Consider the following 20,667-nt stretch of genomic DNA (forward strand, 5'->3'; position numbering starts at 1 on the left):
TGCTTGCGCGAGGCTGACGACGGGGAAGCCAGCTTCGCGCAAGGCTCGCCGACTAGATATTCCCGATAGGATCGGTGATGGAGCGGCGTGTTGGGCAGTTTCGTGGGGATCGTCATCACGGTAGCGGCACTGCTGGGTGGATTTGCCGCCATGGGCGGGCATCTGGGCGTGCTCATGCAGCCGTGGGAGTTCGTGATCATCATGGGCACCGCGGTCGGCACCTTCATCATGGCCAATCCCTGGAAGACGGTCGTGGATACCGGGCTTGCCTGCATGCAGGCAGTGACGGGGGCGGTGCCCGGTCAGCGCTACTATCTCGACCTGCTCGGCGCGCTCCACGCGCTGATGCGCGAGCTGCGGGGCAAGGGGCGCAACGAGGTCGAGGCACATATCGACGATCCCGCGTCCTCCGAGATCTTCAAGGCGTTCCCGAGCGTGCTCGGGGATCCCTCGGTGCTCCAGTTCATCTGCGACTACGTCCGCCTCATCATCATGGGTAACGCGCGGACGCACGAGATCGAAGCGCTGATGGACGAGGAGATCCACACCATCGTCAAGAGCAAGCTGACGCCCTACCACGCGCTGGTGGTAGTCTCGGAGGCGTTGCCTGCACTCGGCATCGTCGCCGCGGTGCTCGGCGTCATCAAGGCCATGGGCGCACTCGACCAGTCGCCGAAGCTGCTGGGCGGCTTCATCGGCGCCGCCCTCGTCGGCACCTTCGCCGGTATTTTCCTGTCCTACGGCATCATTTCGCCCTTCGCGATGAAGGTGAAGATGACGCGCGAGAAGCGTTGCCGGCCCTACATCATCGTCAAGCAGACGCTGCTGGCGTTCATGAACGGGGCCATGCCGCAGATCGCCGTTGAGCACGGCCGCAAGATGATCGCGAGCCCCGAGCGGCCCTCGATCGACGTCGTCGAGAACGAGACGATCGCCGGCCCCAAGGCTGTCGTGACCGAGGTTGAACCGAAGGCTGCGCGCGCATCATGATGGAAGACCTCGACGTCGATCAGCGCAAGCAGCTGCCGAACTATCTGCTGGACGCCGCCGGCATATCGATCGAGCGTATGCCGATGCTCAATGTGATCTTCGATCGCATGGCGGCATCGTGCACGGACAGCCTGCAGCCGATGGCCGGAACGCCGTGCTATTTCTCGGTCAACGGCATTACCAACGACCGCGTCGGCGACATCGTCAAGGACTACGAGGCCAACGCGGTAGCGGCCGTGCTCTATGCCGAGCAATGGGACTCCCGCATCATCATCATGCTCGACCGCGACTTCGTGTTCACCATGGTCGAGGCTATGTTCGGCTCCGACGGCGCCGAACCGCCGCTCGACGTCGAGCGCAGCTTCTCGAATATCGAGATCCGCCTGGTCCAGGCGCTGTTCGAGCGGTTCGCCAAGGCGCTGCAATCCGCTTTCGCCGGCACCTCCAACGTCACCTTCCGCGTGGAGCGGGTCGAGACCGCCATGGCGTCGCTGGCGATCGGGCGGAGCGGCAACATGTCGATCTGCGCGAACATCATGCTGCAGGCACTCTATCGCGGCGGTCAGATGTTCCTCATCATTCCGCACTCCGCGCTCAACCCGCTCAGGCAGAAGCTCGCGACCGTTGTCGTCAGCGACGGCCGCGCGGCCGATCCGCGCTGGCGCGAGCAGATGGAGAGCGAGGTACACCGCACCGAGGTGACGCTGAGCGCGGTGCTCGACGAGAAGATGATATCCCTCGAGGATGTCGTGAAATTCAAGGTTGGACAGGTGCTCGAGCTCGAAGCCACGCCGCGCACGCTGGCCCGGCTCGAGAGCAACAACCAGGTGCTGTTCTGGTGCCAGATCGGCCAGCTTGATGGCTACTACGCCATGCAAGTGGCAGATCCCGTCGATCAGAAACGGGAGTTCGTCGATGATATCCTATCTCGTTGATGCCGTGCTGCTGATTGCGCTGGCCTTCACCAGCATGCGAGTGACCCGGATGCATAGCGAGCTGGCGCGGTTGCGCAGCTACCAGGGCGAGTTCTCGACCATCGTCCACGAGACTGCGGGTGCCTTCGACACGGTCATCACCGCGGCGCATGATTCCACCGCGAATCTCGGTCGGCTCGCCAACGTGCTGAGCACGAAGATCGATCAGGCCCATGAGGCGATCGCGGCCCTCGATGCGAGAAGCGGGCTCGCACCCGCGGCGACCGCGGGCGGCACCGACGTGAACAAGCATTGAAGCCGAAGCCGGCAGAACAAATACGATCGGGACGTTGCGGCGCTCCGGGAGCGGAAATACCAAGAGGCGATACCAAATGGCGCAATCCTTCGACTATGAGTCCGCAGCGGCGTCCGACGACGGGCATACCGAGACATCTCCGCTGGAGCGGCTGGCGGAGATCGCCGCGCGCACTGCGGAGGAGAGTGGCAGATTCGCCAATGTCGATGCCATCCTGCGTATTCCCGTGACCATGCAGGTGGTGCTGGGATCGGCGACCATTCCGGTGGCAAACCTGATGAAGCTCGGCCGTGGCGCGGTGGTTCCGCTCGACCACCGGGTCGGCGAACCCGTCGACGTCGTCGTCAATGGCCGCATCGTCGCCCGTGGCGAGGTGGTCGTGGTCGAAGAGGACAATTCCCGCTTCGGCGTCTCGCTCACCGAGATTGTCGGGCCGTTGGGGCAGGGTGATACCTGACCATGGCGGCACAGGTCGGCATCGCTCCCACCAAACAGCGAGGCGTTGCCACGCTGGGCGGAACGGAGAAGGTTGCGGCACTTCTGCTCGCCATGGGCCGGCAGGCGGCCGCGAGCGTGCTCGCGCAGTTCGAGCCGCAGGATATCCGCACCGTGACCAAGGCGGCGGCCGAGCTGCGGCCGATCACCGCGCAGGAACTAGAGGCGATCGTCGAGGAGTTCGCCCAGCAATTCTCGATGGGTGCCAACATTCTCGGCACCCTCGGTGGCCTGGAAGCCGTGCTCGGCGACGTGCTTCCGGCCGACCAGGTCTCGGCCATCATGTCGGATCTGCTTGGCAATTCGAGCCGGTCGGTGTGGGACCGCGTCTCGTCGGTGTCGGAAAATTCGCTGGCGAGCTACCTTTCCAAGGAGCATCCGCAGACCGCGGCGCTCATCCTGTCCAAGGTGAAGCCGTCCTGCGCCGCCAAGGTCATGAGCCAGCTGCCGTCGAGCCTGCGCAACGAGCTGATGCGGCGCGTGCTCAGCCTCAAGCCGATCGTCGACGACGCCATGAGGGTGCTCGAAAAGACGCTGCATGAGGATTTGACGCTGAACTTCGCCCGCAACCTCGGCGCGGACACCTACGCCCGCGTCGCCGACATCATCAACAAGATGGAGCGCGGACACATCGAGGACATGCTGAAGAGCCTATCGGAGAAGCGGCCAAAGTCGGCCGAAGTGCTGAAGGAGCTGCTGTTCACCTTCGACGACGTGACCAACTTGACGCCGAAGGCGCGCACCATGATCTTCGACCAGGTGCCGACCGATCGCATTGTCATCGCGCTGAAGGGCACCGACAAGCACTTCCGCGAGATGATCCTGTCCTCGGTCGCCTCGCGCGTCCGCCGCGTCGTCGAACACGAACTCGCCATCGGCGAGCCGTCGAACCAGCGCGACGTGCTGGAAGCGCGGCGTGTGATCACCGACCTCGCGCTCGACCTTGCGGAAAAGGGCGAAATCGAGCTCAACCCCGAGCAGGAGGATGAGCTGGTCTTTCGCTGACCGCTGAACGGGCATGGCAGAAACAACCGATCAGGAGAGCAAGACAGAAGAGCCGACCGAGAAAAAAGTCCGCGATGCGCTCGAACAGGGCAAAATCCCAGTCTCTCGGGAGGCTTCCATCTTCGCGTCGATGGCGGCGCTGATGGTGATTCAGATGTTTCTGATCGGCCAGGGCGTGCAGCAATTGACGCCGATGCTGACGAGCTTTCTCGACGATCCCGACGGCTTCCCTCTCAGCACCGGGGCCGACGCCCTCAATCTTCTCACCGTGGTAGGCCTTCAGGCATTGCGATTCCTGGTGCCGCTGGTCGTCACTCTGTCGGTGTTTGGCCTGGCAGCGTCGTTGCTGCAAAATGCGCCGAGCCTGGTGCTCCAGCGGATCGCGCCGGACCTGTCGCGAATCTCGCCGCTTAGCGGCTGGAGCCGGCTGTTCGGAACGCAGGGCCTCGTCGAGTTCGCCAAGTCGCTGTTCAAGCTTGTCTCGGTGACAGTCGTCGTTGTCGTCGTGCTGCGCTCGTCGGAAGCGAAGGCGTTCGAGGCAATGTATACCGATCCGGTCGCGCTGCCGGAGATGATTCTCAACATCGCCATGCGGATCGTCTCGGCGATCTGCATCGCGACCATCGTCCTGGTCGCGATCGATCTCGCCTGGGCGCGCTTCCACTGGCGCCGTGAGCTGCGCATGACGCGGCAGGAGATCAAGGACGAGCACAAGCAGGCCGAAGGCGATCCGCTGATCAAGGCGCGCCTGCGCTCGCTGGCACGCGACCGCTCGCGCCAGCGCATGATCGCCTCCGCATCGCGCGCGACGCTGGTGATCGCGAACCCGACGCACTTCGCGATCGCATTGCGCTACAAGCGCGAGGAAAACCCGGCGCCGATCGTCGTGGCCAAGGGCATGGACGTGATCGCGCTGAAGATCCGCGAAATCGCCGAGCAGAATCGTATTCCTGTGATCGAGAACAAGGCGCTGGCGCGGGCGCTCTACGAGGCGGTCCAGGTCGACCAGGTGATTCCGGCGGAGTTCTTCCGACCGGTCGCCGAGATCATCTACTTCCTGCAGTCCAAGCAGGCGCCGCAGACCGAGAAGGTCCAGTAGAATTCCGAGGACGACGTCTCGCGCATCAGCCTGACGAAAGCTTGCGGCCCTAAGCTTGACCCGAATGAACCAGAATGGTGATGTCGTGGGACCGCTTTATCTCTTCGAACTCGCATCGTCGCAGGCGCGTTACCTCGAACTCCGCCAGTCGACGATCGCCACCAATGTCGCCAACGCCAACACGCCGGGCTTCAAGGCACGCCACGTCGAGCCCTTCAACAAGGTGCTTGACAGCACGCCGGTGAGGCTCGCGACGACGTCGCCGTCGCACCTGCAGCTCTCCGCGGCCGAGAGCGACACGCGGGCGACCGCGAAGAAGGACAGCTGGGACGTGGTTCACTCCGGCAACTCCGTCAGTCTCGAGCAGGAAATGATCAAGGGAAGCGACGTCAGTCGCGACTACTCGATGAACTCGGCGGTGGTGCGGTCGTTTCACCGCATGCTGCTGTCGAGCGCGAAGACCTGAGGTGAACTGACATGCTGGACTCACTGCAATCTTCGTTGACGGTCGCGAGCTCCGGGCTCGAAGCGCAGTCGACGCGCATGCGCATCGTGTCGGAGAACCTCGCCAACGCGACGTCGACGGGGCGCGCCGCCGGCGCCGATCCCTATCAGCGCAAGACCATCACCTTCGATGCGGCGATGGACCGCGCTTCCGGCGCGCAGCTGGCGAAGGTCAAGGAAATCGGGGTCGACACCACGCCGTACCGCGTGGAGTACGACCCGGGGCATCCCGCCGCCGACAAGGCCGGCTACGTCAAGCTGCCGAACGTCAACATGATGATCGAGATGGCGGACATGCGGGAAGTCAACCGGTCCTATGAAGCCAATCTCCAGGTCGTGAAACAGGTGAGGTCGATGCTGGGCATGACCATCGACCTGCTGAGGAGCTGACAATGCTTGAAGCGATTTCGTCCACCGCGATTTCGGCCGCGCAAGCGGCGAGCCGCGCGACCGAAGCGCAGGCCATCTCGCCGGCGGCGACGCCCGCGATCCAGTCCGGCGGCGATGTCGGATTCGAATCGGTAATGAAGCAGGTGACGACGGACGCGATCGGGACGCTGAAGGCGGGCGAAGCGGCCTCGATCTCGGCCATGCAGGGCAAGGAATCGACGCGGCGCGTCGTGGAGGCGCTGATGTCGGCCGAGCAGGCCTTGCAGACGGCGGTCGCGGTTCGCGACAAGGTCGTGCAGGCCTACCAAGAAGTCGTTCGGATGTCGATCTGATCAAGGAGTGACGCAGTGAAATCGCTTGCCATCGCGGCTACGGGCATGAACGCCCAGCAGACCAACATCGAAGTCATCGCCAACAATATCGCCAACATCAACTCGACGTCGTACAAGCGGGCGCGTGCGGAATTCACCGATCTGTTCTACCAGATGGACCGCATGCAGGGCGTTGCGAACACCAACGGCTCGTCGCCGATCCCGGAGGGCGCCAATCTCGGTCTCGGTGTCAAGTCGGCGGCGATCCGCAAGCTGCACATCCAGGGCGCGCTCACGCAGACCGGTAATCCCTACGACATGGCGATCAACGGGCGCGGCTGGTTTCAGGTGCTCGGCCCGAACAACGAGGTGCAATATACCCGCGCGGGCTCGTTCAACACCAATGCCAACAGTCAGCTCGTCACGACCGACGGCTATCTGCTGGATCCCGCAATCACGGTGCCGCAGGGAACGGTCCAGGTCACGGTCAACCAGACCGGGCAGGTGTTCGCCAAGCTGGATACGGAAGTGAACCCGCGGCAGATCGGCCAGCTCAACCTCGCCAATTTCGCCAATGAAGCCGGCCTCGAACCGCTGGGCAGCAATCTCTATCGCGAGACCACGGCGTCGGGCACGCCGGTCGTCGGGCTGCCGGGCGATTCCGGCTACGGCAAGATCAACCAGCAATATCTCGAAGCTTCGAACGTCGACCCGGTCAAGGAAATCACCGAGTTGATCTCCGCCCAGCGCGCCTACGAAATGAATGCCAAGGTCATCCAGGCCTCGGATGAAATGGCCCAGACAGTCTCGAAGGGCATGCGCTAGTTCCGGTGTATCCATGTTGAACAGGATGGGCTTGATGGTGCGCGGGTTGGCCGCCATGCTTCTGGTTCTCGCCTCCGCGCGGGTCGCGGCGGCCGAGGAGAAGCGGCTGCCGGTGCCGGCCGTCTCGATCCGCGCCGGCGAGCTGATCCGGGACGACATGATCACCGAGCGCGCCTTTGCGCCGAACGTGCTCGGCGTCGCCATGTTCATCGAAGGCCGCCAGATCCTGGTCGGCCGGATGGCGCGGCGCACGTTGCTGCCGGGCCAACCGATCCCGACCAATTCGGTGGAGGATCCCTGGACGGTCGCCCGCGGCGCCATGGTCAAGGTCGTGGTCGAAGACAGCGGCCTGTCGATCGTGACCTACGGCGCAGCGATGCAGTCGGGCGCGCCCGGCGCGCTCATCCCGATACGAAACACCGATACCGGTGTGATCATCAGGGGCGTCGTCCAGCCGGACGGCACCGTCAAGGTCGTGGACGGGTCATGACCAGATTCCTGCTTGCGCTCGTGCTACTGGTTTCCGCCGCCAGCGCCCAGGCCGCCGTTCGCATCAAGGACATCGCGGACATCAAGGGATTGCGCGAAAACCAGATCGTCGGCTACGGCCTCGTCATCGGCCTGAACGGCACCGGCGACACGCTCCGCAATGCCCCGTTCACGGAGCAGTCCCTGCAATCGATGCTCGAGAACATGGGCATCAATGTCAGGAACGAGACCACGAGCACCAACAATCCCCCGCGTCCGACGACGCTGCGCACGCGCAACGTCGCGGCCGTGATGGTGACCGCGGACCTGCAGCCTTCGATCAGTGCGGGCGAGCGCATGGACGTGAGCGTGTCGTCGCTCGGCGATGCGACCTCGCTGCTCGGCGGCACGCTGGTGATGACGTCGCTGCGCGCGGCGGACGGTGCGGTCTATGCAGTGGCGCAAGGCGCGGTCACAGTCGCGGGTTACAGCGTCGGAGGCCAGGCCCAGAACGTCAGCCAGGGCACGCCGACCGCGGGCCGAATCCCGAACGGCGCGCTGGTCGAGCGCGAGGTGCAGGGTAGTCTCCATGAGATGGAGTACCTGGTGCTGGAGCTGAAGAACCCCGACTTCGTCACCGCAACACGCATCCTCGACGCCATCAACCGTTACGCGGGCGGACGCTACCGGGCGCAGATCGCCTTCGAGCGCGACTTCCGCACGATCGTGCTGTCGAAGCCGCGCCACATCGGCCCGGTCCGCTTCCTCGCCGAAATCGGCGAGCTGACCGTCGAACCGGACACGCCGGCGCGGGTGGTGATCAACGAGCGCACCGGTACGGTGGTGATCGGACGCGACGTACGGATATCGACCGTTGCCGTGACGCACGGCAATCTGACGGTCCGCGTCACCGAGCTTCCCGTCGTGTCGCAGCCGGCGCCGTTCTCGAAAGGGCAGACGGTGGTCGTGCCCCAGACCGTGGTCGAGGCCAACGAGGCCGGATCGCAGGTGGCGATCCTGAGCGGCGTCGATCTCCAGCGCCTGGTGCGCGGGCTGAACCAGATCGGCCTGAAGCCATCAGGCATCATCGCGATCCTCCAGGCGATCAAGACGGCCGGCGCCCTTCAGGCAGATGTCATCGTGCAATGATGCGTAAGCGTCGTGCAAGCTTGGTCGCTCAATGCTCAGGTCTTGACCGAGAATCGCACGCCGCCCGATGTTGAAGCTGGATCACAAAACCAAACTCCTCCTCCTGGTCGCGGCCTCCGCGCTCGCGAGCGCTTCGCCCGTGCTGGCGCTGGATGAGGCCAAGTCGTCGAAGCCGCTCAACCTGCTGTCCTTCGCGCGCGCCCGCGCGCCGGGACCGCAGAAGCCGATCACGTCGATCCCAAGCGACAATGCGTCGATCCGGGCGAGTGCGTGGGCAGCCGAAGACTCAGGACCCGCGACCACGGGTGCCGTGCCAGCTTCCGAGAAGCCCGCGCCTGTACCCACAGCCGCGCCGGTGCGCTCCGCCAAGCCTGGCAGCGTCACGGTGCCGCCGAAGCCGGCGCCGCCCCAGGCCGCTGCAACCGCGGACAATGAAGTGGCCCTGTTCTGCAGCAATGTCGCCGACCCCGCCGTCGATGCGAGGCTGGCCTGGCAGTTCAAGGAGTTGGAGAAGGCCGAGAACCTGCTCCGCGAGCGGATCGCCGAGGTCGAGGCCAAGCGCGCCGAATATGAGAAGTGGATGGCATTGCGCGACGACTTCCTGAAGAAGGCCGAAGCGAGCGTCGTCGAGATCTACTCGCGCATGAAGCCGGACGCCGCGGCGACGCAGATCGCCGGGATGGCGGACGAGACGGCTGCGGCCGTGCTCGCAAAGCTCACCCCGAGGAGCTCGAGCGCAATCTTCAACGAGATGGAGACGGGGCGCGCGGCGCACCTCGCCGATCTGCTCGGCGGAATGCGTCGCGTGGATGACGGAAAGACCAAATAGATGAAGAATCTAATCGTCATCCTGTCTCTGTTGTTGCTTGCCGGATGCGTCGCTGATCCGGCCGAGGTCCTGACTGGCCCGCGATTGTCGCCGGTCGGGAGCGGCCTGAGGACGCAGGCAGATCCGATTCCCGTGACGCCCCGCATGCGCTCGCCCGTCAGCTATCGCTCGACCTGGGACGACGGCACCGATCTCTATCGCGACGCCCGCGCCCGGCGCACCGGCGACCTCGTGACGGTGATCATCTCGATGCAGGACAAGGCCAAGCTCGACAACAAGACCGACCGCTCGCGCGATTCGCAGATCAAGTTCGGGCTCGACTGGCTGATGGACATCGCGGGATGGCAGGACAAAGGCTCGACGAGCGCCAATCTCAGCACCAACACCCAGATCAAGGGCAACGGCCAGATCGACCGCACCGAGGATATCAAGCTGTCGATCGCAGCCGTCGTCACCGACGTGTTGCCGAACGGCAATATGATGATCAGCGGCTCGCAGGAATTCAAGGTCAACACAGAAATGCGCGTGCTCAACGTCGGCGGAATCGTGCGTCCACGCGATATCTCGCGAGCCAACACGATCTCATACGAGAAGATCGCCGAGGCGCGCGTGGCCTATGGCGGTCGCGGAAATCTGTCTGACGTGCAGCAGCCTGGATGGGGACATCGGATCTATGACGCCGTGGCACCATTCTGAGAGCAGCGGCCGTCGGGCCGCGTCGCGAGGGCAGGGGACGTCATGCGCCTGATTGCGGCCATCGTGGTGTTGACCCTGATCGCGATCGGCGCGGGCGCCGTCGCCGGCCTGCATCTGTTTGCGGCCGCCGAGCGCGTCGCCGACGCGAAGAAAACCGCGACGCAGGCGCCTCTTGCCTCGAGTTACGCCGGCAGCGCGCGGCTCAGGAAACTGTCCCCGATCGTGACCAATCTCGGTGCGCCGGCCAACAACTGGGCCCGCATCGAAGCCTCCATGGTGACCGAGAGCATGAACGACGAGGATGCCGGCATCCTGGCGGCCCACATCAGCGAGGACATTGTCACCTATCTGCGGTCGGCGACGGTTGCGCAGTTCGAGGGATCCCGCGGGCTCCAGCATCTGCGCGACGACCTGACCGAGCGCGCCAATATCCGCTCCTCGGGCAAGATCCGCGAATTGATCATTGAGACGTTGGTGATTCAGTGAAACTGAGAGTCCTGCTGCTTGCGTTGGTCCTGGTCGTGCTGCCCGAGGTGGCACTGGCCCAGATTCCGGACCTCAACTCCCTGCTGCCGCCGGGCAACGGCTCCACCAGCGGCCGGATCATCCAGCTGATGGCGGTGATCACGGTGCTGTCGGTGGCGCCGGGACTGCTCATCATGGTGACGAGCTTCACGCGATTTGCGGTGGCACTGTCGTTCCTGCGCGCCGGTCTCGGCCTCCAGACCACGCCGGCCAATCTGGTGCTGATCAGCCTCGCGTTGTTCATGACCTTCTACGTGATGGCGCCGACCTTCGACCGCGCCTGGGAAACCGGCGTCCAGCCGCTGATGAAAAACGAGATCTCGGAGGAGGAGGCGTATCTGAAGATCACCGATCCGTTCCGCGAGTTCATGCTGGCCCATGTCCGCGACAAGGATCTGCAGACCTTCGAAGCGCTTGCCGCGGAAAGCTTCCGCAAGAAGTTCGACGACAAGCGCGTCGACATGCGCGTCATCATTCCGGCCTTCATGATCTCCGAGCTCCGGCGTTCGTTCGAGATCGGATTCCTCATCATCCTGCCTTTCCTCGTGATCGACATGATCGTGGCGACGCTGACCATGTCGATGGGCATGATGATGATGCCGCCGACGATCCTCGCGCTGCCGTTCAAGATGCTGTTCTTCGTGCTGATCGACGGCTGGAACCTGCTCGCCTCCGGACTGGTGCGGTCGTTCTCGTAAGAGGAGCGATCGCGGCCGATCGGTTGGTTATGGTTAGCAAAAACTAACATTAACCATATGATATTGCTATGTAATTCAAGCCGATCTTAATCTGCGGGCAAGATTCGGCATGTTAGCAATGCGTCACGGCGGGTTGGACCCACCCACATCAGTCCAAAGGCATGATGCCGCCCCTCCGTACCGGTGAAAGCCCGGTATGTCCCCTCGTGAAAATGTAACGCGTACATAAAGGGACATTCGCAATGTCAAGCCTGCTTACGAACTCGACCGCCATGACCGCACTCCAGACCCTGCGGTCTGTGAGCTCGCAGCTCTCCACCACGCAGACCCGCATCTCCACCGGCCAGCGCGTGTCGACTGCTTCCGACAACGCTGCCTACTGGTCGATCGCGACGTCGATGCGCGCCGACAACGCCGCGCTCTCGGCGGTCTCGGATTCGCTCGGTCTGTCGGCCGCGACTGTCGACACCGAATATACCGCTCTGACCACCGTCATCGGCGACAAGGACTCCGGCCTGACCAAGCTTCAGTCCCTGCTGGTCGAAGCCAAGACAGCCGGTATCGACCGCAGCAAGATCCAGGCGGACGTCACCCAGATCCAGCAGCAGATGAAGGCGACAGCCAGTGCCGCGACCTTCAACGGCATCAACTGGCTGAGCACGACCGCCACCACGCCGACGACCTTCAGCCTCGTGTCGTCGTACTCGCGTGTCGGCGGTACGCCCACCATCGGTTCCATCACCGTGACGACCGCCAACTACTCGCTCTACACCTCGACGCAGACCGGCATTCTGGACACGGCGGGCAGTACCGCTCCGTCGATCAACACGATGACCATCTCCGCGCTAACCGACTCGGCGGCTGACCAGACCCTGCTCGACGGCTACATCGCGCAGGTCACCGCCGGCATCAACTCGGTGGCCTCGGCCGCCGCCAATCTCGGTGCCGTCAAGAACCGCCTCTCGACCAACTCGGACTTCGTGAAGTCGCTGATGGACTCCGTGGATCGCGGTATCGGTCAGCTCGTCGATGCCGACATGAACCAGGAGTCCACCCGCCTGTCGGCCCTCCAGGTCCAGCAGCAGCTCGGTGTGCAGGCGCTCTCGATCGCCAACAACAGCAGCCAGAGCATCCTGTCGCTGTTCCGCTGAGCCTCGAACCATCTTGGGAGGGCCGCGCTTCTCGCAAAGCGCGGCCCTTTCGTTTTGGCGTGACGCCGCGCGCGGGCCGCAATTTTCGACTGCCCTGTTGCCGAACGGGCACAGAGCCACAAGCCTCGCACAAGCTTGGCTCGCTAACTTCGCCGTTACGACAGGTTGGGCCTTGACGCTTTTGCGCAGCCCAAAGGCATGACGCCGCCCTGTCGTACCGGTGCAAGCCCGGTATGTCCCCAAACCTAATCCAATCTTCAAAGGGACATCAAAATGGGTTCTAGTCTCCTCACCAACTCCTCCGCAATGACCGCGCTGCAGACGCTTCGGAACGTCAGCTCGCAACTTGCTACCACGCAGAACCGGATCTCGACCGGCCAGCGCGTCTCGACCGCGTCGGACAACGCCGCCTACTGGTCGATCGCGACGTCGATGCGCTCCGACAATGCCGCGCTTTCCGCCGTCTCCGACTCGCTCGGTCTGTCGGCCGCGACTGTCGACACCGAATATACCGCTCTGACCTCGGTTATCGGCGACAAGGACTCCGGCCTGACCAAGCTTCAGGCGTTGCTGGTCGAAGCCAAGACCGCCGGTATCGACCGCACCAAGATCCAGGCTGACATCACCCAGATTCAGCAGGATATGAAGCTCAAGGCCAGCTCGGCGACCTTCAACGGCATCAACTGGCTGAGCACGACCGCCGCCACGCCGACGACCTTCAACCTGGTGTCGTCGTACTCGCGCGTCGGCGGTACGCCCACCATCGGTTCCATCACCGTGACCACCGCCAACTACTCGCTCTACACCGCGACGCAGACCGGCATTCTGGACACGGCGGGCAGTACCGCTCCGTCGATCAACACGATGACCATCTCCGCGCTCACCGACTCGGCGGCCGACCAGACCCTGCTCGATGGCTACATCTCGCAGGTCACCGCCGGCATCAACTCGGTGGCCTCGGCTGCCGCCAATCTCGGTGCCGTCAAGAACCGCCTCGCGACCAACACTGAATTCGTCAAGACCCTGATGGACTCCGTGGACCGCGGTATCGGCCAGTTGGTCGACGCCGACATGAACGCGGAATCGACTCGCCTCCAGGCGCTGCAGACCCAGCAGCAACTCGGCGTTCAGGCGCTCTCGATCGCCAACCAGAACAGCCAGAGCATCCTGTCGCTGTTCCGTTAAGCGGCGGCTTCGAAAGCGACCGTGCTCCCCAGGGAGCACGGTCTCCGCCATGAACGGCGGATCTGACGGCACAAGACGTGCCCACATCGGTCTCCTGACGCCACATTCCAGGGCAGCACGCCCTGGCCGATCGCGCCGCGATGCGACCGGCTGTCCGCCCGTTGCCGACGCGCGCGATTGCGTCACTCAATCTCTTGTAAAATTGCAACGCCTCGCCTGCGAACCGACACATTCGTATTCTCGCACAACCTTCGGACAAGGTTGGCAGCGGAGTGTCCTCTACGTTCGCATTGGTATGAGGTCATATGCTGTTCAGTCGTGTGCAGATACAGCAACTGCTCAACAATCTGCTGGAGCTTGGGCCGCGACGCCTGATGGCCTTGGGACTGATCGGCTTTGCCGTTCTCGTCACCGTCGTCGGCGGCGCCTATTATCTCAGCCGGCCTGAGTTCGAGACACTCTACACGGGTCTTTCCCGCGAAGACGTGACGCGCATGGGTGCCGCGCTGCGCGAGCAAAACATCGCCTTCGACGTCAATACGGCCGGCGACGCGGTTTCGGTGCGCCCGAGCCAGACCATGCAGGCGCGGATGCTGCTCGCCGAGAAGGGGCTGCCGACCAGCGCCAATTCCGGCTACGAGCTGTTCGACAAGATCGGCTCGCTCGGCCTGACCTCATTCATGCAGGAGGTCACCAAGCTGCGAGCGCTGGAAGGCGAGATCGCGCGCACGGTGCAGTTGATGAAGGGCGTGAAGGCGGCGCGGGTGCATATCGTGCTGCCGGTGCGCGGCTCGTTCCGGGCGACGCAGCAGCCGCCTTCTGCATCGGTCGTGTTGCGCACCGACGGTCCGATCGAGGCGCGCACGGCGCAGTCGATTCGTCATCTCGTCGCTGCCGCCATTCCGGGCATGAGCCGCGACAAGGTCACGGTGCTGGACGCCGACGGTTCGATGCTGCTCGCCGAGGAGGACGAAGCGACTGCAGCGCCGACCAAGATGGCGAGCCTTCAGAAGACCGTCGGCGGGATGGTGCAGGAGAACATCCGCAAGGCGCTGACGCCGTATCTCGGGATCGATAATTTCGAGGTGAGCGTCTCCCCGCAGCTTTCCACGGACAAGCGGCAGATCAACGAGACTGTTTACGATCCTGAGAACCGCGCCGAGCGCTCAGTCCGAAACGTGCGCGAGAAGGAGTCGTCGCAGAACGCGGACCGTTCGCAGCCGACGACGGTGCAGCAAAATCTTCCCGACCAGCAGGTGAACGCCGGCGGTGGCAAGAACTCCAACGAGGACAAGAGCCGCCGCGAGGACGTCACCAATTTCGAGGTCTCGTCCAAGACCACGACGACGGTGAGCGACGGCTATTCGGTGAAGAAACTCTTCATCGCCGTCCTGATCAATCGCGGGCGGCTCGTCGCCGACCTCGGCGACAAGAGCAACCAGGCCATCGTCGACAGCAAGCTTGCCGAGATCAGCCAGCTCGCAGCCACGGCCGGTGGGCTGGACAAGGCGCGGGGCGACCAGATCCAGGTGACGGCCGTCGATTTCATCGAAGGCTCGCGCGAACTGGCGCCGGTGCCGCCGATCAGCTTCGTCGAGATGATCAACAAGCAGCTCGGCAGCGTCATCAACGCAGTCACGATCCTGGCCGTAGCCTCGATGCTGGTGTGGTTCGGACTTCGGCCCGCGGTCAACGGCATCCTGACCCATCGCGCGGCGCAGGAGCAGACCGAGGCGGCGGAAGCTGCCCAACTCGAGGCAGCCGCCGGCGCTCTTGCATTGGCGGATAGCGAGGAGACCGAGCTCAATTTGGTCGAAGATCTCGAAGGCAAGATGCAGCGAACGCCGCAGAAGCGGCTCGAGCAGATCGTCCGTCTCGATCAGATGCAGGCGGCGGCGATCCTTAAAGACTGGATGCGGCGCGAGGAGGCGGCATGAACGCGGCAATCGGAAAACTCCTGACGCAGTTCGACGCGAACGGGCGAGCCAAATCGCCGCCGCTTCCGCCGCCGCCCAAGATCCAGGATGTGCTGACAAGGCCGAGGGAGGTTCGGCGCGAGCCTCAGCCGCAGCCCCAGGTCCATTCGCAGCCGCAGCCGCTGCTTCAGTCGCCGCCTCCGGCGCCGAAGACGGAAGCTCCGGCGGTCAATCTTCTGGACGATGCCTATCGGCGCGGCCACGCGGCCGGCGTAGCGGAGAGCGACGCCAGGATCGCCGAGGAACGCGTGCGCAGCGCGATCCGGCTCGGCGAGGAGCGGGCCAAGTGGTCCGACCAGCAGGCGGGCGCGATCGTCAGCGGCTTCGAGGCGGCTTGCCGCGAGATCGAGACCAACATCGCGAGCTCTGTTGCGCGGATATTGCTGCCGTTTCTCGCCGATGCGGTCCGCGACAAGGCGATCGGGTCGCTGGTCGAGCAGATTGCGGCACTGACCGGCAATTCGCCGGTGCCGGTGTTCAAGGTCACCGGCCCGAGCGAACTGCTCGACCTGGTGAAGACCCAACTCCAGACGGCCCGGCGAACGGGCATCGAGTACGAGGCCGCCGATACTTTCGAGGTCCGCGTCGTAGCCGACCAGACCGTGATCGAGACGCAGATCACGGCCTGGAGCGAACGCCTGAAAGAGGCGCGCCGGTAGCCCGTCATGAATGAGGTCAAATCAGAGCTCGTCATCATCCGCCGGCGGAGCGCCTTCGACGACGAGAAGCCGCACGGCGGCGTCTGGAAGATCGCCTATGCGGACTTCATGACCGCGATGATGGCGTTCTTCCTGGTCATGTGGCTGATCAATGCACTCAACCAGGATCAGAAGCAGGTGGTCGCGAGCTATTTCAATCCGATCATGCTCGCGGAGAACGCGCCTGCCCCGAAAGGCCTCAAAGACCTCTCCAAGAAAGAGCCGTCGTCGTTCGAAGGCCAGGACGGCAGGCGTCAGCCGGCAGGACCGAGCGAGGAACGTCGCGGTGACTCTCCGACGGCCGAGAAGCCGCCCTTCTACGAGGAGAAGGTCCTGTTCCGCGATCCCTACACGACGCTCGCCGAGATCGCCAGCAGCGCAAACCAGGCCTCGGGCCAGCGGCGCGCCGGCGCTCTGACATCCGTCGAAGAGGACGGACTCAAGGGAGGCGACGCCTACCGCGATCCCTTCGATCCCGGTTATTGGAAGCTCGCGCCACAGGCATCCAAGGATGCCGATCGCATCATGGAGAGCGAGTCCAAGCCGAATGCGTCCGCGCGCGACACAGCGTCCGGCACGGGCCCGGGCGAGCCGCAGGCGCGCCGTGCCAAGCAGGACGATGCGGCCGGAAGCGTGGCTCCGAACGCCGATGCATCGTCCGCAAGCCTGTCGCCCCTGCTGCCGCCGGGGCCCGCGCCCTCGCCGTCTTCACGCGAAGGGAGCGCGCAGCCGCGCGCCCAGGCCGGCATTCAAGCCAACTCCGCCGCGCAGTCGCGTCCCAACGATACGACGAAGGAATCCGAGCCGCGCGACGCAGCTCAGACGCAGCAACCGACGGTCAAGCAGCTTCAGTCGGCGATCGCGGAGGCGCTGTCGGATGTCAAGGCCGGCGCGGGACCGGTGGCTGAGGTGCGTCAGGTCGAGGAAGGCCTGCTGATCAGCCTGACCGACGACGCGAACTTCGGCATGTTCGCGCGCGGCTCGGCTGAACCGCGGCCCGAACTCATCCGTGTGATCGACAAGATCGGTCCGCTGCTGACGAAGCGTCCCGGCATGATCATCGTCCGCGGCCACACCGACAATCGGCCGTACCGTTCGGAGACCTACGACAATTGGCGGCTGTCGACGGCCCGTGCGCAGATGGCCTACTACATGCTGGTCCGCTCCGGCGTCGATGCGCAGCGCATCGAGCACGTCGAGGGTTATGCCGATCGACGGCCGAAACTCCAAAACGATCCGGCGGCCGCGCAGAATCGCCGGATCGAGATCCTGGTCCGGGAGAAGCGTCCTTGAACAGGTCTCTGCTCCGCGCCCCGTTGCTGATGCTGCTGCCGTTCACGGCGGCAGGCGCATTTGCCGAGCCGGCACCGACACCGACCCTGGCGGCATCGATATCGGGCGAGCCATATGAACTCGTTCGCGCATTGCAGGCCGTGCAGGACGGCATCGCCAACGGCGATACCGCGGCGCATGGCAACCACATCGCGTTGATCCGGCAGATCGGCGAGAAATTTCTCGCCGCCGATCCGGGCGTGTGGAGCAACCCGCAGAACGGCCAGGCCGTCGTCATCTACCTGCTCAGCGGCGGCGGGCCGCAAATCGTCCGCAAGTTGCCGCGCGACAAGCTGAACGTCGACGGACGGCTGTTCGATGGCGCACTCGCCTATGTCGAGGGCCATCAGGACGAAGCGCGCGAGCTGCTCAAGGACGTCAAGCCCCGGACGATTCCGTCGGGCCTGGGCGGACAGGTCGCGCTGGTCCAGGGCGCGTTGTTCGCACGCGCCGAAGCATCGCTCGCGATCGAGCGTCTGGATGACGCGCGCTTGCTCTTGCCGGGCACATTGGTGGAGGAGGCCGCACTGCGGCGCGAGATCCTGCTGGTCGGGCAAGCCGAGGATTTCGACAAATTCGAGTTCCTGACGTTGGCCTATATCCGCCACTACCGCAACTCGGTCTATGCCGGCGACTTCTGGCAGCGCTTTTCCACCGGCCTGACGCAATCGAGCCTCGCGCTCGACGAGCGCCGGTTTGCGCGGATCACCACTTTGCTGGAGCAGATCGACCGCGCGAGCCGGCTCAAGCTCTATCTCGTGATCGCACGCACCGCGATGGTGCGCGGAGGGCTCGTCGTAACCCGGCTTGCCGGCGAGCGCGCGCTGACGCTCAGCGCCGATGCCTCGGCGGATCGCGAACGGGCGCATTTGTTCCGCGGCGTGTCGCGGGCGCTCACCGACGAATATGACGGTGGTCTTGCCGAGTTGAAGGCGCTCGACCGGTCGAAGCTGCCCGAGCGCGACATTCCCTTGCTCAATGCGACGGTGCAGCTCGCACTCGACGTTCGCAAGCCGTTCGCCGGCGCATCCGCCGCCGCAGCCGACAAGCCTCCGGTCACGCCGGCGCGTATCGATCTCGCGTCGTCGACCGCAACGCTTGCGCGCGCACAGAAGCAGCAAGGCGAACTCGAGCTCCTCACCAGGGATCGCCGTCCATGACGAAGCTCAGTGGAACCTCCGGACAGGTCTTTTCGGGCCTCGCCGAAAGCCTCAGCATGCGGGGCACATCGCGCGCCGGCAAGAGCGCCGGGGCGAAAGCGCAGCCGGACACGTCGTTCAACGATCTGCTGCACACCGTCTCGAATCTCGCGAAGCGGGCGCTCAACGATGAGGGCAGCGACACGGCCGTGAAAGCCGGAACACTGCGGACGCGCCTGGCGCACCAGAGTGAGAAGGAGAAGGCGAACGACGACACGGTGCACGAAGGCACCGCGGCGGCCGAGGCCCTAGGATCCAGCGAGAAGTCCACCGAGAAATCTTCCGACAAGAAGACCGACAAATCGTCCGGGAAACATGTCCCTGTCGACCATACCGGGCAGGCCGACGTCCAGAACCAATCGAGCATTGCGGTGATCGTCGGACAGGAGATCGCCGCCGGACCGGTCGCGCAGCCGCAGATGCAAGCACCGGCGGGCGACAAGAACGATGCGTCCGGGCGCGACGGGCGGTCTGCCACGACGAAGCGCGAAGTTCAGGCCATGGGCATGGCGAAGACGATGACAGCCGACTCCGGCCCATCTGCTGTGGCTCCGACCGCCGCGCACTCGCAGGCCGCGGCTCCGCACGCGACGGCCGCCGCCCAGGCGACATCGACGCAAGACAGCGAGCCATCGCCGAAGGCAACGGCACCCGGCTTCGAGGCCGTTGCGGCCAATGTCGAGCGTGCTGCCAAGGCCTCGGCGCGGGATGCATTGCCCGAGACGACCAAGGTCACCGTAGTCCAGCAGGAGACCCATCTGCCCCCGGCGCAGTTCAACGCTCCGCACCAAGTTGCCAATGCCGTCGTCGCCGAGCTGAACGAATCTCCGGCTCCGACGGCGTCCGCAGCTCCAGATCTTGCAGCGTCCCAAGCCAATGCGCCGGACCAGCCGCTCAAGATCCTGACCATCAACCTCGAACCGCCTACGCTCGGCAACGTCACCGTGCGCCTTCGTCTCGTTGGCAACGAGGTGTCCGTCCACCTCGCCGCCGAGCGCAAGGACACGAGCCAGATGCTGGACCAGCAGCGCGACTCGATCCGCGAGCTCATGCAGTCGGCGGGTTACGTGGCCGAAATTGCGCCCGTCCAGCACGGCTCGCTAGATGGATTCCAGAGCGGCTCCGGTCAGTCGCAGCCGCAGCTCTCGGGCCAGCAACAGCCATCGTCGCAGTCGCAAGGCACGTTCGGTGGCGCGAGCAATTCGTCGGGACAGTCGGACGGCGGCGCGAAGCAGGCCCGACAGGAGCGCCAGTCCAACCAGGAGACGCGTCATGACCAGGACGTGGCGCCGCAGATTCGTCGCGGCCCTGTTTATCTGTAACGCCGGCGCCGCGGCCGCGGCGACCGACAATTCGCGCCCCTGCGAGCGCGAGATGGCGCGTGCGTCTCAGCAGCACGGAATTCCGCTCGGCATTCTCTATGCCGTCGGCCTCACCGAGACCGGGCGGCGCGGCGCGCTTTATCCTTACGCGCTCGGCGCCGAAGGACAGACCGTGTTCGCCAAGGACATGAACGACGCAATCGCGAATTTCGAATCCATGCGCAGCAAGGGGATCAAGCTGATCGACCTCGGTTGCATGCAGATCAACCACTATTACCACGGCGACAAATTCGCGTCGGTGCGGGCGATGTTCGATCCCGCCAAGAACGTCGACTACGCCGCGCGCTTCCTGAAGGAGCTGAAGCAACGCGAGGGCAGCTGGACCATGGCGGTCGCCCGCTACAATGCAGGCCCCAACAACCAGCCGGCGCAGAAGCGCTACGTCTGTCATATCGTCGCTCATCTGGTCTCGAGCGGCTTCGGCGCGTGGACCGATAAGGCGCGCTCGTTCTGTCAGCCCAAAACGACCTGAAGGGATGACGTCAAAGTTGTGCATCGTTCCGCACCATCAGCCCCGCGCAAGCAACAAC

At 64.4% G+C, this 20,667-nt stretch carries 24 protein-coding genes; all 24 read left to right on the top strand.

Annotated features, from left to right (window positions below; translation table 11 throughout):
- Positions 1-90: 90 nt before the first annotated feature.
- The 24 genes from motA to IVB27_RS18635 all read left to right on the top strand — a co-directional run bounded on the left by motA (position 91) and on the right by IVB27_RS18635 (position 20,609).
- The gene (gene motA / locus IVB27_RS18520; protein ID WP_247344698.1) at positions 91-990 is read left to right on the top strand and encodes a flagellar motor stator protein MotA; all 900 of its coding nucleotides are present in this window, start codon (positions 91-93) and stop codon (positions 988-990) included.
- Positions 987-1,925, top strand: a complete 939-nt coding sequence (locus IVB27_RS18525; RefSeq protein ID WP_249803923.1) for a flagellar motor switch protein FliM — start codon at positions 987-989, stop codon at positions 1,923-1,925. The genes motA and IVB27_RS18525 overlap by 4 nt, the downstream gene beginning before the upstream one ends.
- A complete protein-coding gene (locus IVB27_RS18530; RefSeq protein WP_247344696.1) occupies positions 1,906-2,220 on the top strand; it encodes a hypothetical protein in 315 nt (104 codons plus the stop codon). Before IVB27_RS18525 ends, IVB27_RS18530 begins: the two co-directional genes overlap by 20 nt.
- A gap of 76 nt (positions 2,221-2,296) precedes the next feature.
- A complete protein-coding gene (gene fliN, locus IVB27_RS18535; protein ID WP_247444779.1) occupies positions 2,297-2,677 on the top strand; it encodes a flagellar motor switch protein FliN in 381 nt (126 codons plus the stop codon).
- A gap of 2 nt (positions 2,678-2,679) precedes the next feature.
- On the top strand, positions 2,680-3,720 hold the full coding sequence (locus IVB27_RS18540) for a flagellar motor switch protein FliG (protein WP_247444780.1): 1,041 nt from the start codon (positions 2,680-2,682) through the stop codon (positions 3,718-3,720).
- Positions 3,721-3,733: 13 nt separating this feature from the next.
- A complete protein-coding gene (flhB, locus tag IVB27_RS18545) occupies positions 3,734-4,819 on the top strand; it encodes a flagellar biosynthesis protein FlhB (RefSeq protein ID WP_247444781.1) in 1,086 nt (361 codons plus the stop codon).
- A gap of 64 nt (positions 4,820-4,883) precedes the next feature.
- Positions 4,884-5,285: a flagellar basal body rod protein FlgB gene (gene flgB, locus IVB27_RS18550; protein ID WP_247444782.1), complete on the top strand. Its 402-nt coding sequence runs from the start codon at positions 4,884-4,886 to the stop codon at positions 5,283-5,285.
- A gap of 11 nt (positions 5,286-5,296) precedes the next feature.
- A complete protein-coding gene (flgC, locus tag IVB27_RS18555) occupies positions 5,297-5,713 on the top strand; it encodes a flagellar basal body rod protein FlgC (RefSeq protein WP_211399645.1) in 417 nt (138 codons plus the stop codon).
- Positions 5,714-5,715: 2 nt separating this feature from the next.
- Positions 5,716-6,045 (top strand): flagellar hook-basal body complex protein FliE, encoded by a 330-nt coding sequence (fliE, locus tag IVB27_RS18560; RefSeq protein ID WP_247444783.1) that lies wholly within the window; start codon positions 5,716-5,718, stop codon positions 6,043-6,045.
- A gap of 15 nt (positions 6,046-6,060) precedes the next feature.
- Positions 6,061-6,849, top strand: coding sequence for a flagellar basal-body rod protein FlgG (gene flgG / locus IVB27_RS18565; RefSeq protein WP_247344678.1), 789 nt, complete (start codon positions 6,061-6,063; stop codon positions 6,847-6,849).
- A gap of 13 nt (positions 6,850-6,862) precedes the next feature.
- Complete coding sequence (flgA, locus tag IVB27_RS18570; protein WP_247344674.1) at positions 6,863-7,339, top strand: flagellar basal body P-ring formation chaperone FlgA; 477 nt, start codon at positions 6,863-6,865, stop codon at positions 7,337-7,339.
- Positions 7,336-8,466: a flagellar basal body P-ring protein FlgI gene (gene flgI / locus IVB27_RS18575; RefSeq protein WP_247444784.1), complete on the top strand. Its 1,131-nt coding sequence runs from the start codon at positions 7,336-7,338 to the stop codon at positions 8,464-8,466. The genes flgA and flgI overlap by 4 nt, the downstream gene beginning before the upstream one ends.
- A gap of 67 nt (positions 8,467-8,533) precedes the next feature.
- Positions 8,534-9,295 (top strand): MotE family protein, encoded by a 762-nt coding sequence (locus tag IVB27_RS18580; RefSeq protein WP_247444785.1) that lies wholly within the window; start codon positions 8,534-8,536, stop codon positions 9,293-9,295.
- Positions 9,296-9,991: a flagellar basal body L-ring protein FlgH gene (flgH, locus tag IVB27_RS18585; RefSeq protein ID WP_247444786.1), complete on the top strand. Its 696-nt coding sequence runs from the start codon at positions 9,296-9,298 to the stop codon at positions 9,989-9,991. It abuts the gene before it with no gap.
- A gap of 42 nt (positions 9,992-10,033) precedes the next feature.
- The gene (locus tag IVB27_RS18590; RefSeq protein WP_247344664.1) at positions 10,034-10,477 is read left to right on the top strand and encodes a flagellar basal body-associated FliL family protein; all 444 of its coding nucleotides are present in this window, start codon (positions 10,034-10,036) and stop codon (positions 10,475-10,477) included.
- Entirely contained in the window at positions 10,474-11,214 is a 741-nt protein-coding gene (gene fliP, locus IVB27_RS18595; RefSeq protein WP_247330503.1) for a flagellar type III secretion system pore protein FliP, read from the top strand. Before IVB27_RS18590 ends, fliP begins: the two co-directional genes overlap by 4 nt.
- A 242-nt stretch (positions 11,215-11,456) precedes the next feature.
- Entirely contained in the window at positions 11,457-12,365 is a 909-nt protein-coding gene (locus IVB27_RS18600) for a flagellin N-terminal helical domain-containing protein (protein WP_247344661.1), read from the top strand.
- Positions 12,366-12,638: 273 nt separating this feature from the next.
- A complete protein-coding gene (locus tag IVB27_RS18605; protein ID WP_247344659.1) occupies positions 12,639-13,550 on the top strand; it encodes a flagellin N-terminal helical domain-containing protein in 912 nt (303 codons plus the stop codon).
- Between the two features lie 305 nt (positions 13,551-13,855).
- Positions 13,856-15,487, top strand: a complete 1,632-nt coding sequence (fliF, locus tag IVB27_RS18610; RefSeq protein ID WP_247344657.1) for a flagellar basal-body MS-ring/collar protein FliF — start codon at positions 13,856-13,858, stop codon at positions 15,485-15,487.
- Positions 15,484-16,185 (top strand): hypothetical protein, encoded by a 702-nt coding sequence (locus tag IVB27_RS18615; RefSeq protein WP_247444787.1) that lies wholly within the window; start codon positions 15,484-15,486, stop codon positions 16,183-16,185. The genes fliF and IVB27_RS18615 overlap by 4 nt, the downstream gene beginning before the upstream one ends.
- Before the next feature lie 6 nt (positions 16,186-16,191).
- Positions 16,192-17,517 carry a MotB family protein gene (locus tag IVB27_RS18620; RefSeq protein WP_247444788.1) on the top strand — a complete coding sequence of 442 codons (1,326 nt, stop codon included), beginning with the start codon at positions 16,192-16,194 and terminating at the stop codon, positions 17,515-17,517.
- Positions 17,514-18,716: a chemotaxis protein gene (locus IVB27_RS18625; RefSeq protein WP_247444789.1), complete on the top strand. Its 1,203-nt coding sequence runs from the start codon at positions 17,514-17,516 to the stop codon at positions 18,714-18,716. The genes IVB27_RS18620 and IVB27_RS18625 overlap by 4 nt, the downstream gene beginning before the upstream one ends.
- Positions 18,713-20,077 carry a flagellar hook-length control protein FliK gene (locus tag IVB27_RS18630; protein ID WP_247444790.1) on the top strand — a complete coding sequence of 455 codons (1,365 nt, stop codon included), beginning with the start codon at positions 18,713-18,715 and terminating at the stop codon, positions 20,075-20,077. Before IVB27_RS18625 ends, IVB27_RS18630 begins: the two co-directional genes overlap by 4 nt.
- Positions 20,028-20,609 carry a transglycosylase SLT domain-containing protein gene (locus IVB27_RS18635; protein ID WP_247444791.1) on the top strand — a complete coding sequence of 194 codons (582 nt, stop codon included), beginning with the start codon at positions 20,028-20,030 and terminating at the stop codon, positions 20,607-20,609. The genes IVB27_RS18630 and IVB27_RS18635 overlap by 50 nt, the downstream gene beginning before the upstream one ends.
- The last annotated feature ends 58 nt before the right edge of the window (positions 20,610-20,667 follow it).

This window comes from Bradyrhizobium sp. 197, assembly GCF_023073375.1.
Taxonomy (GTDB): domain Bacteria; phylum Pseudomonadota; class Alphaproteobacteria; order Rhizobiales; family Xanthobacteraceae; genus Bradyrhizobium.

Bases quoted from the DNA above. Each gene is read 5' to 3' on its own strand.
- IVB27_RS18525 (WP_249803923.1), top strand. From the start codon at position 987: ATGATGGAAGACCTCGACGTCGATCAGCGCAAGCAGCTGCCGAACTAT.
- IVB27_RS18530 (WP_247344696.1), top strand. From the start codon at position 1,906: ATGATATCCTATCTCGTTGATGCCGTGCTGCTGATTGCGCTGGCCTTC.
- fliN (WP_247444779.1), top strand. From the start codon at position 2,297: ATGGCGCAATCCTTCGACTATGAGTCCGCAGCGGCGTCCGACGACGGG.
- IVB27_RS18540 (WP_247444780.1), top strand. From the start codon at position 2,680: ATGGCGGCACAGGTCGGCATCGCTCCCACCAAACAGCGAGGCGTTGCC.
- flhB (WP_247444781.1), top strand. From the start codon at position 3,734: ATGGCAGAAACAACCGATCAGGAGAGCAAGACAGAAGAGCCGACCGAG.
- flgB (WP_247444782.1), top strand. From the start codon at position 4,884: ATGAACCAGAATGGTGATGTCGTGGGACCGCTTTATCTCTTCGAACTC.
- flgC (WP_211399645.1), top strand. From the start codon at position 5,297: ATGCTGGACTCACTGCAATCTTCGTTGACGGTCGCGAGCTCCGGGCTC.
- fliE (WP_247444783.1), top strand. From the start codon at position 5,716: ATGCTTGAAGCGATTTCGTCCACCGCGATTTCGGCCGCGCAAGCGGCG.
- flgA (WP_247344674.1), top strand. From the start codon at position 6,863: ATGTTGAACAGGATGGGCTTGATGGTGCGCGGGTTGGCCGCCATGCTT.
- flgI (WP_247444784.1), top strand. From the start codon at position 7,336: ATGACCAGATTCCTGCTTGCGCTCGTGCTACTGGTTTCCGCCGCCAGC.
- IVB27_RS18580 (WP_247444785.1), top strand. From the start codon at position 8,534: ATGTTGAAGCTGGATCACAAAACCAAACTCCTCCTCCTGGTCGCGGCC.
- flgH (WP_247444786.1), top strand. From the start codon at position 9,296: ATGAAGAATCTAATCGTCATCCTGTCTCTGTTGTTGCTTGCCGGATGC.
- IVB27_RS18590 (WP_247344664.1), top strand. From the start codon at position 10,034: ATGCGCCTGATTGCGGCCATCGTGGTGTTGACCCTGATCGCGATCGGC.
- IVB27_RS18600 (WP_247344661.1), top strand. From the start codon at position 11,457: ATGTCAAGCCTGCTTACGAACTCGACCGCCATGACCGCACTCCAGACC.
- IVB27_RS18605 (WP_247344659.1), top strand. From the start codon at position 12,639: ATGGGTTCTAGTCTCCTCACCAACTCCTCCGCAATGACCGCGCTGCAG.
- fliF (WP_247344657.1), top strand. From the start codon at position 13,856: ATGCTGTTCAGTCGTGTGCAGATACAGCAACTGCTCAACAATCTGCTG.
- IVB27_RS18615 (WP_247444787.1), top strand. From the start codon at position 15,484: ATGAACGCGGCAATCGGAAAACTCCTGACGCAGTTCGACGCGAACGGG.
- IVB27_RS18620 (WP_247444788.1), top strand. From the start codon at position 16,192: ATGAATGAGGTCAAATCAGAGCTCGTCATCATCCGCCGGCGGAGCGCC.
- IVB27_RS18630 (WP_247444790.1), top strand. From the start codon at position 18,713: ATGACGAAGCTCAGTGGAACCTCCGGACAGGTCTTTTCGGGCCTCGCC.
- IVB27_RS18635 (WP_247444791.1), top strand. From the start codon at position 20,028: ATGACCAGGACGTGGCGCCGCAGATTCGTCGCGGCCCTGTTTATCTGT.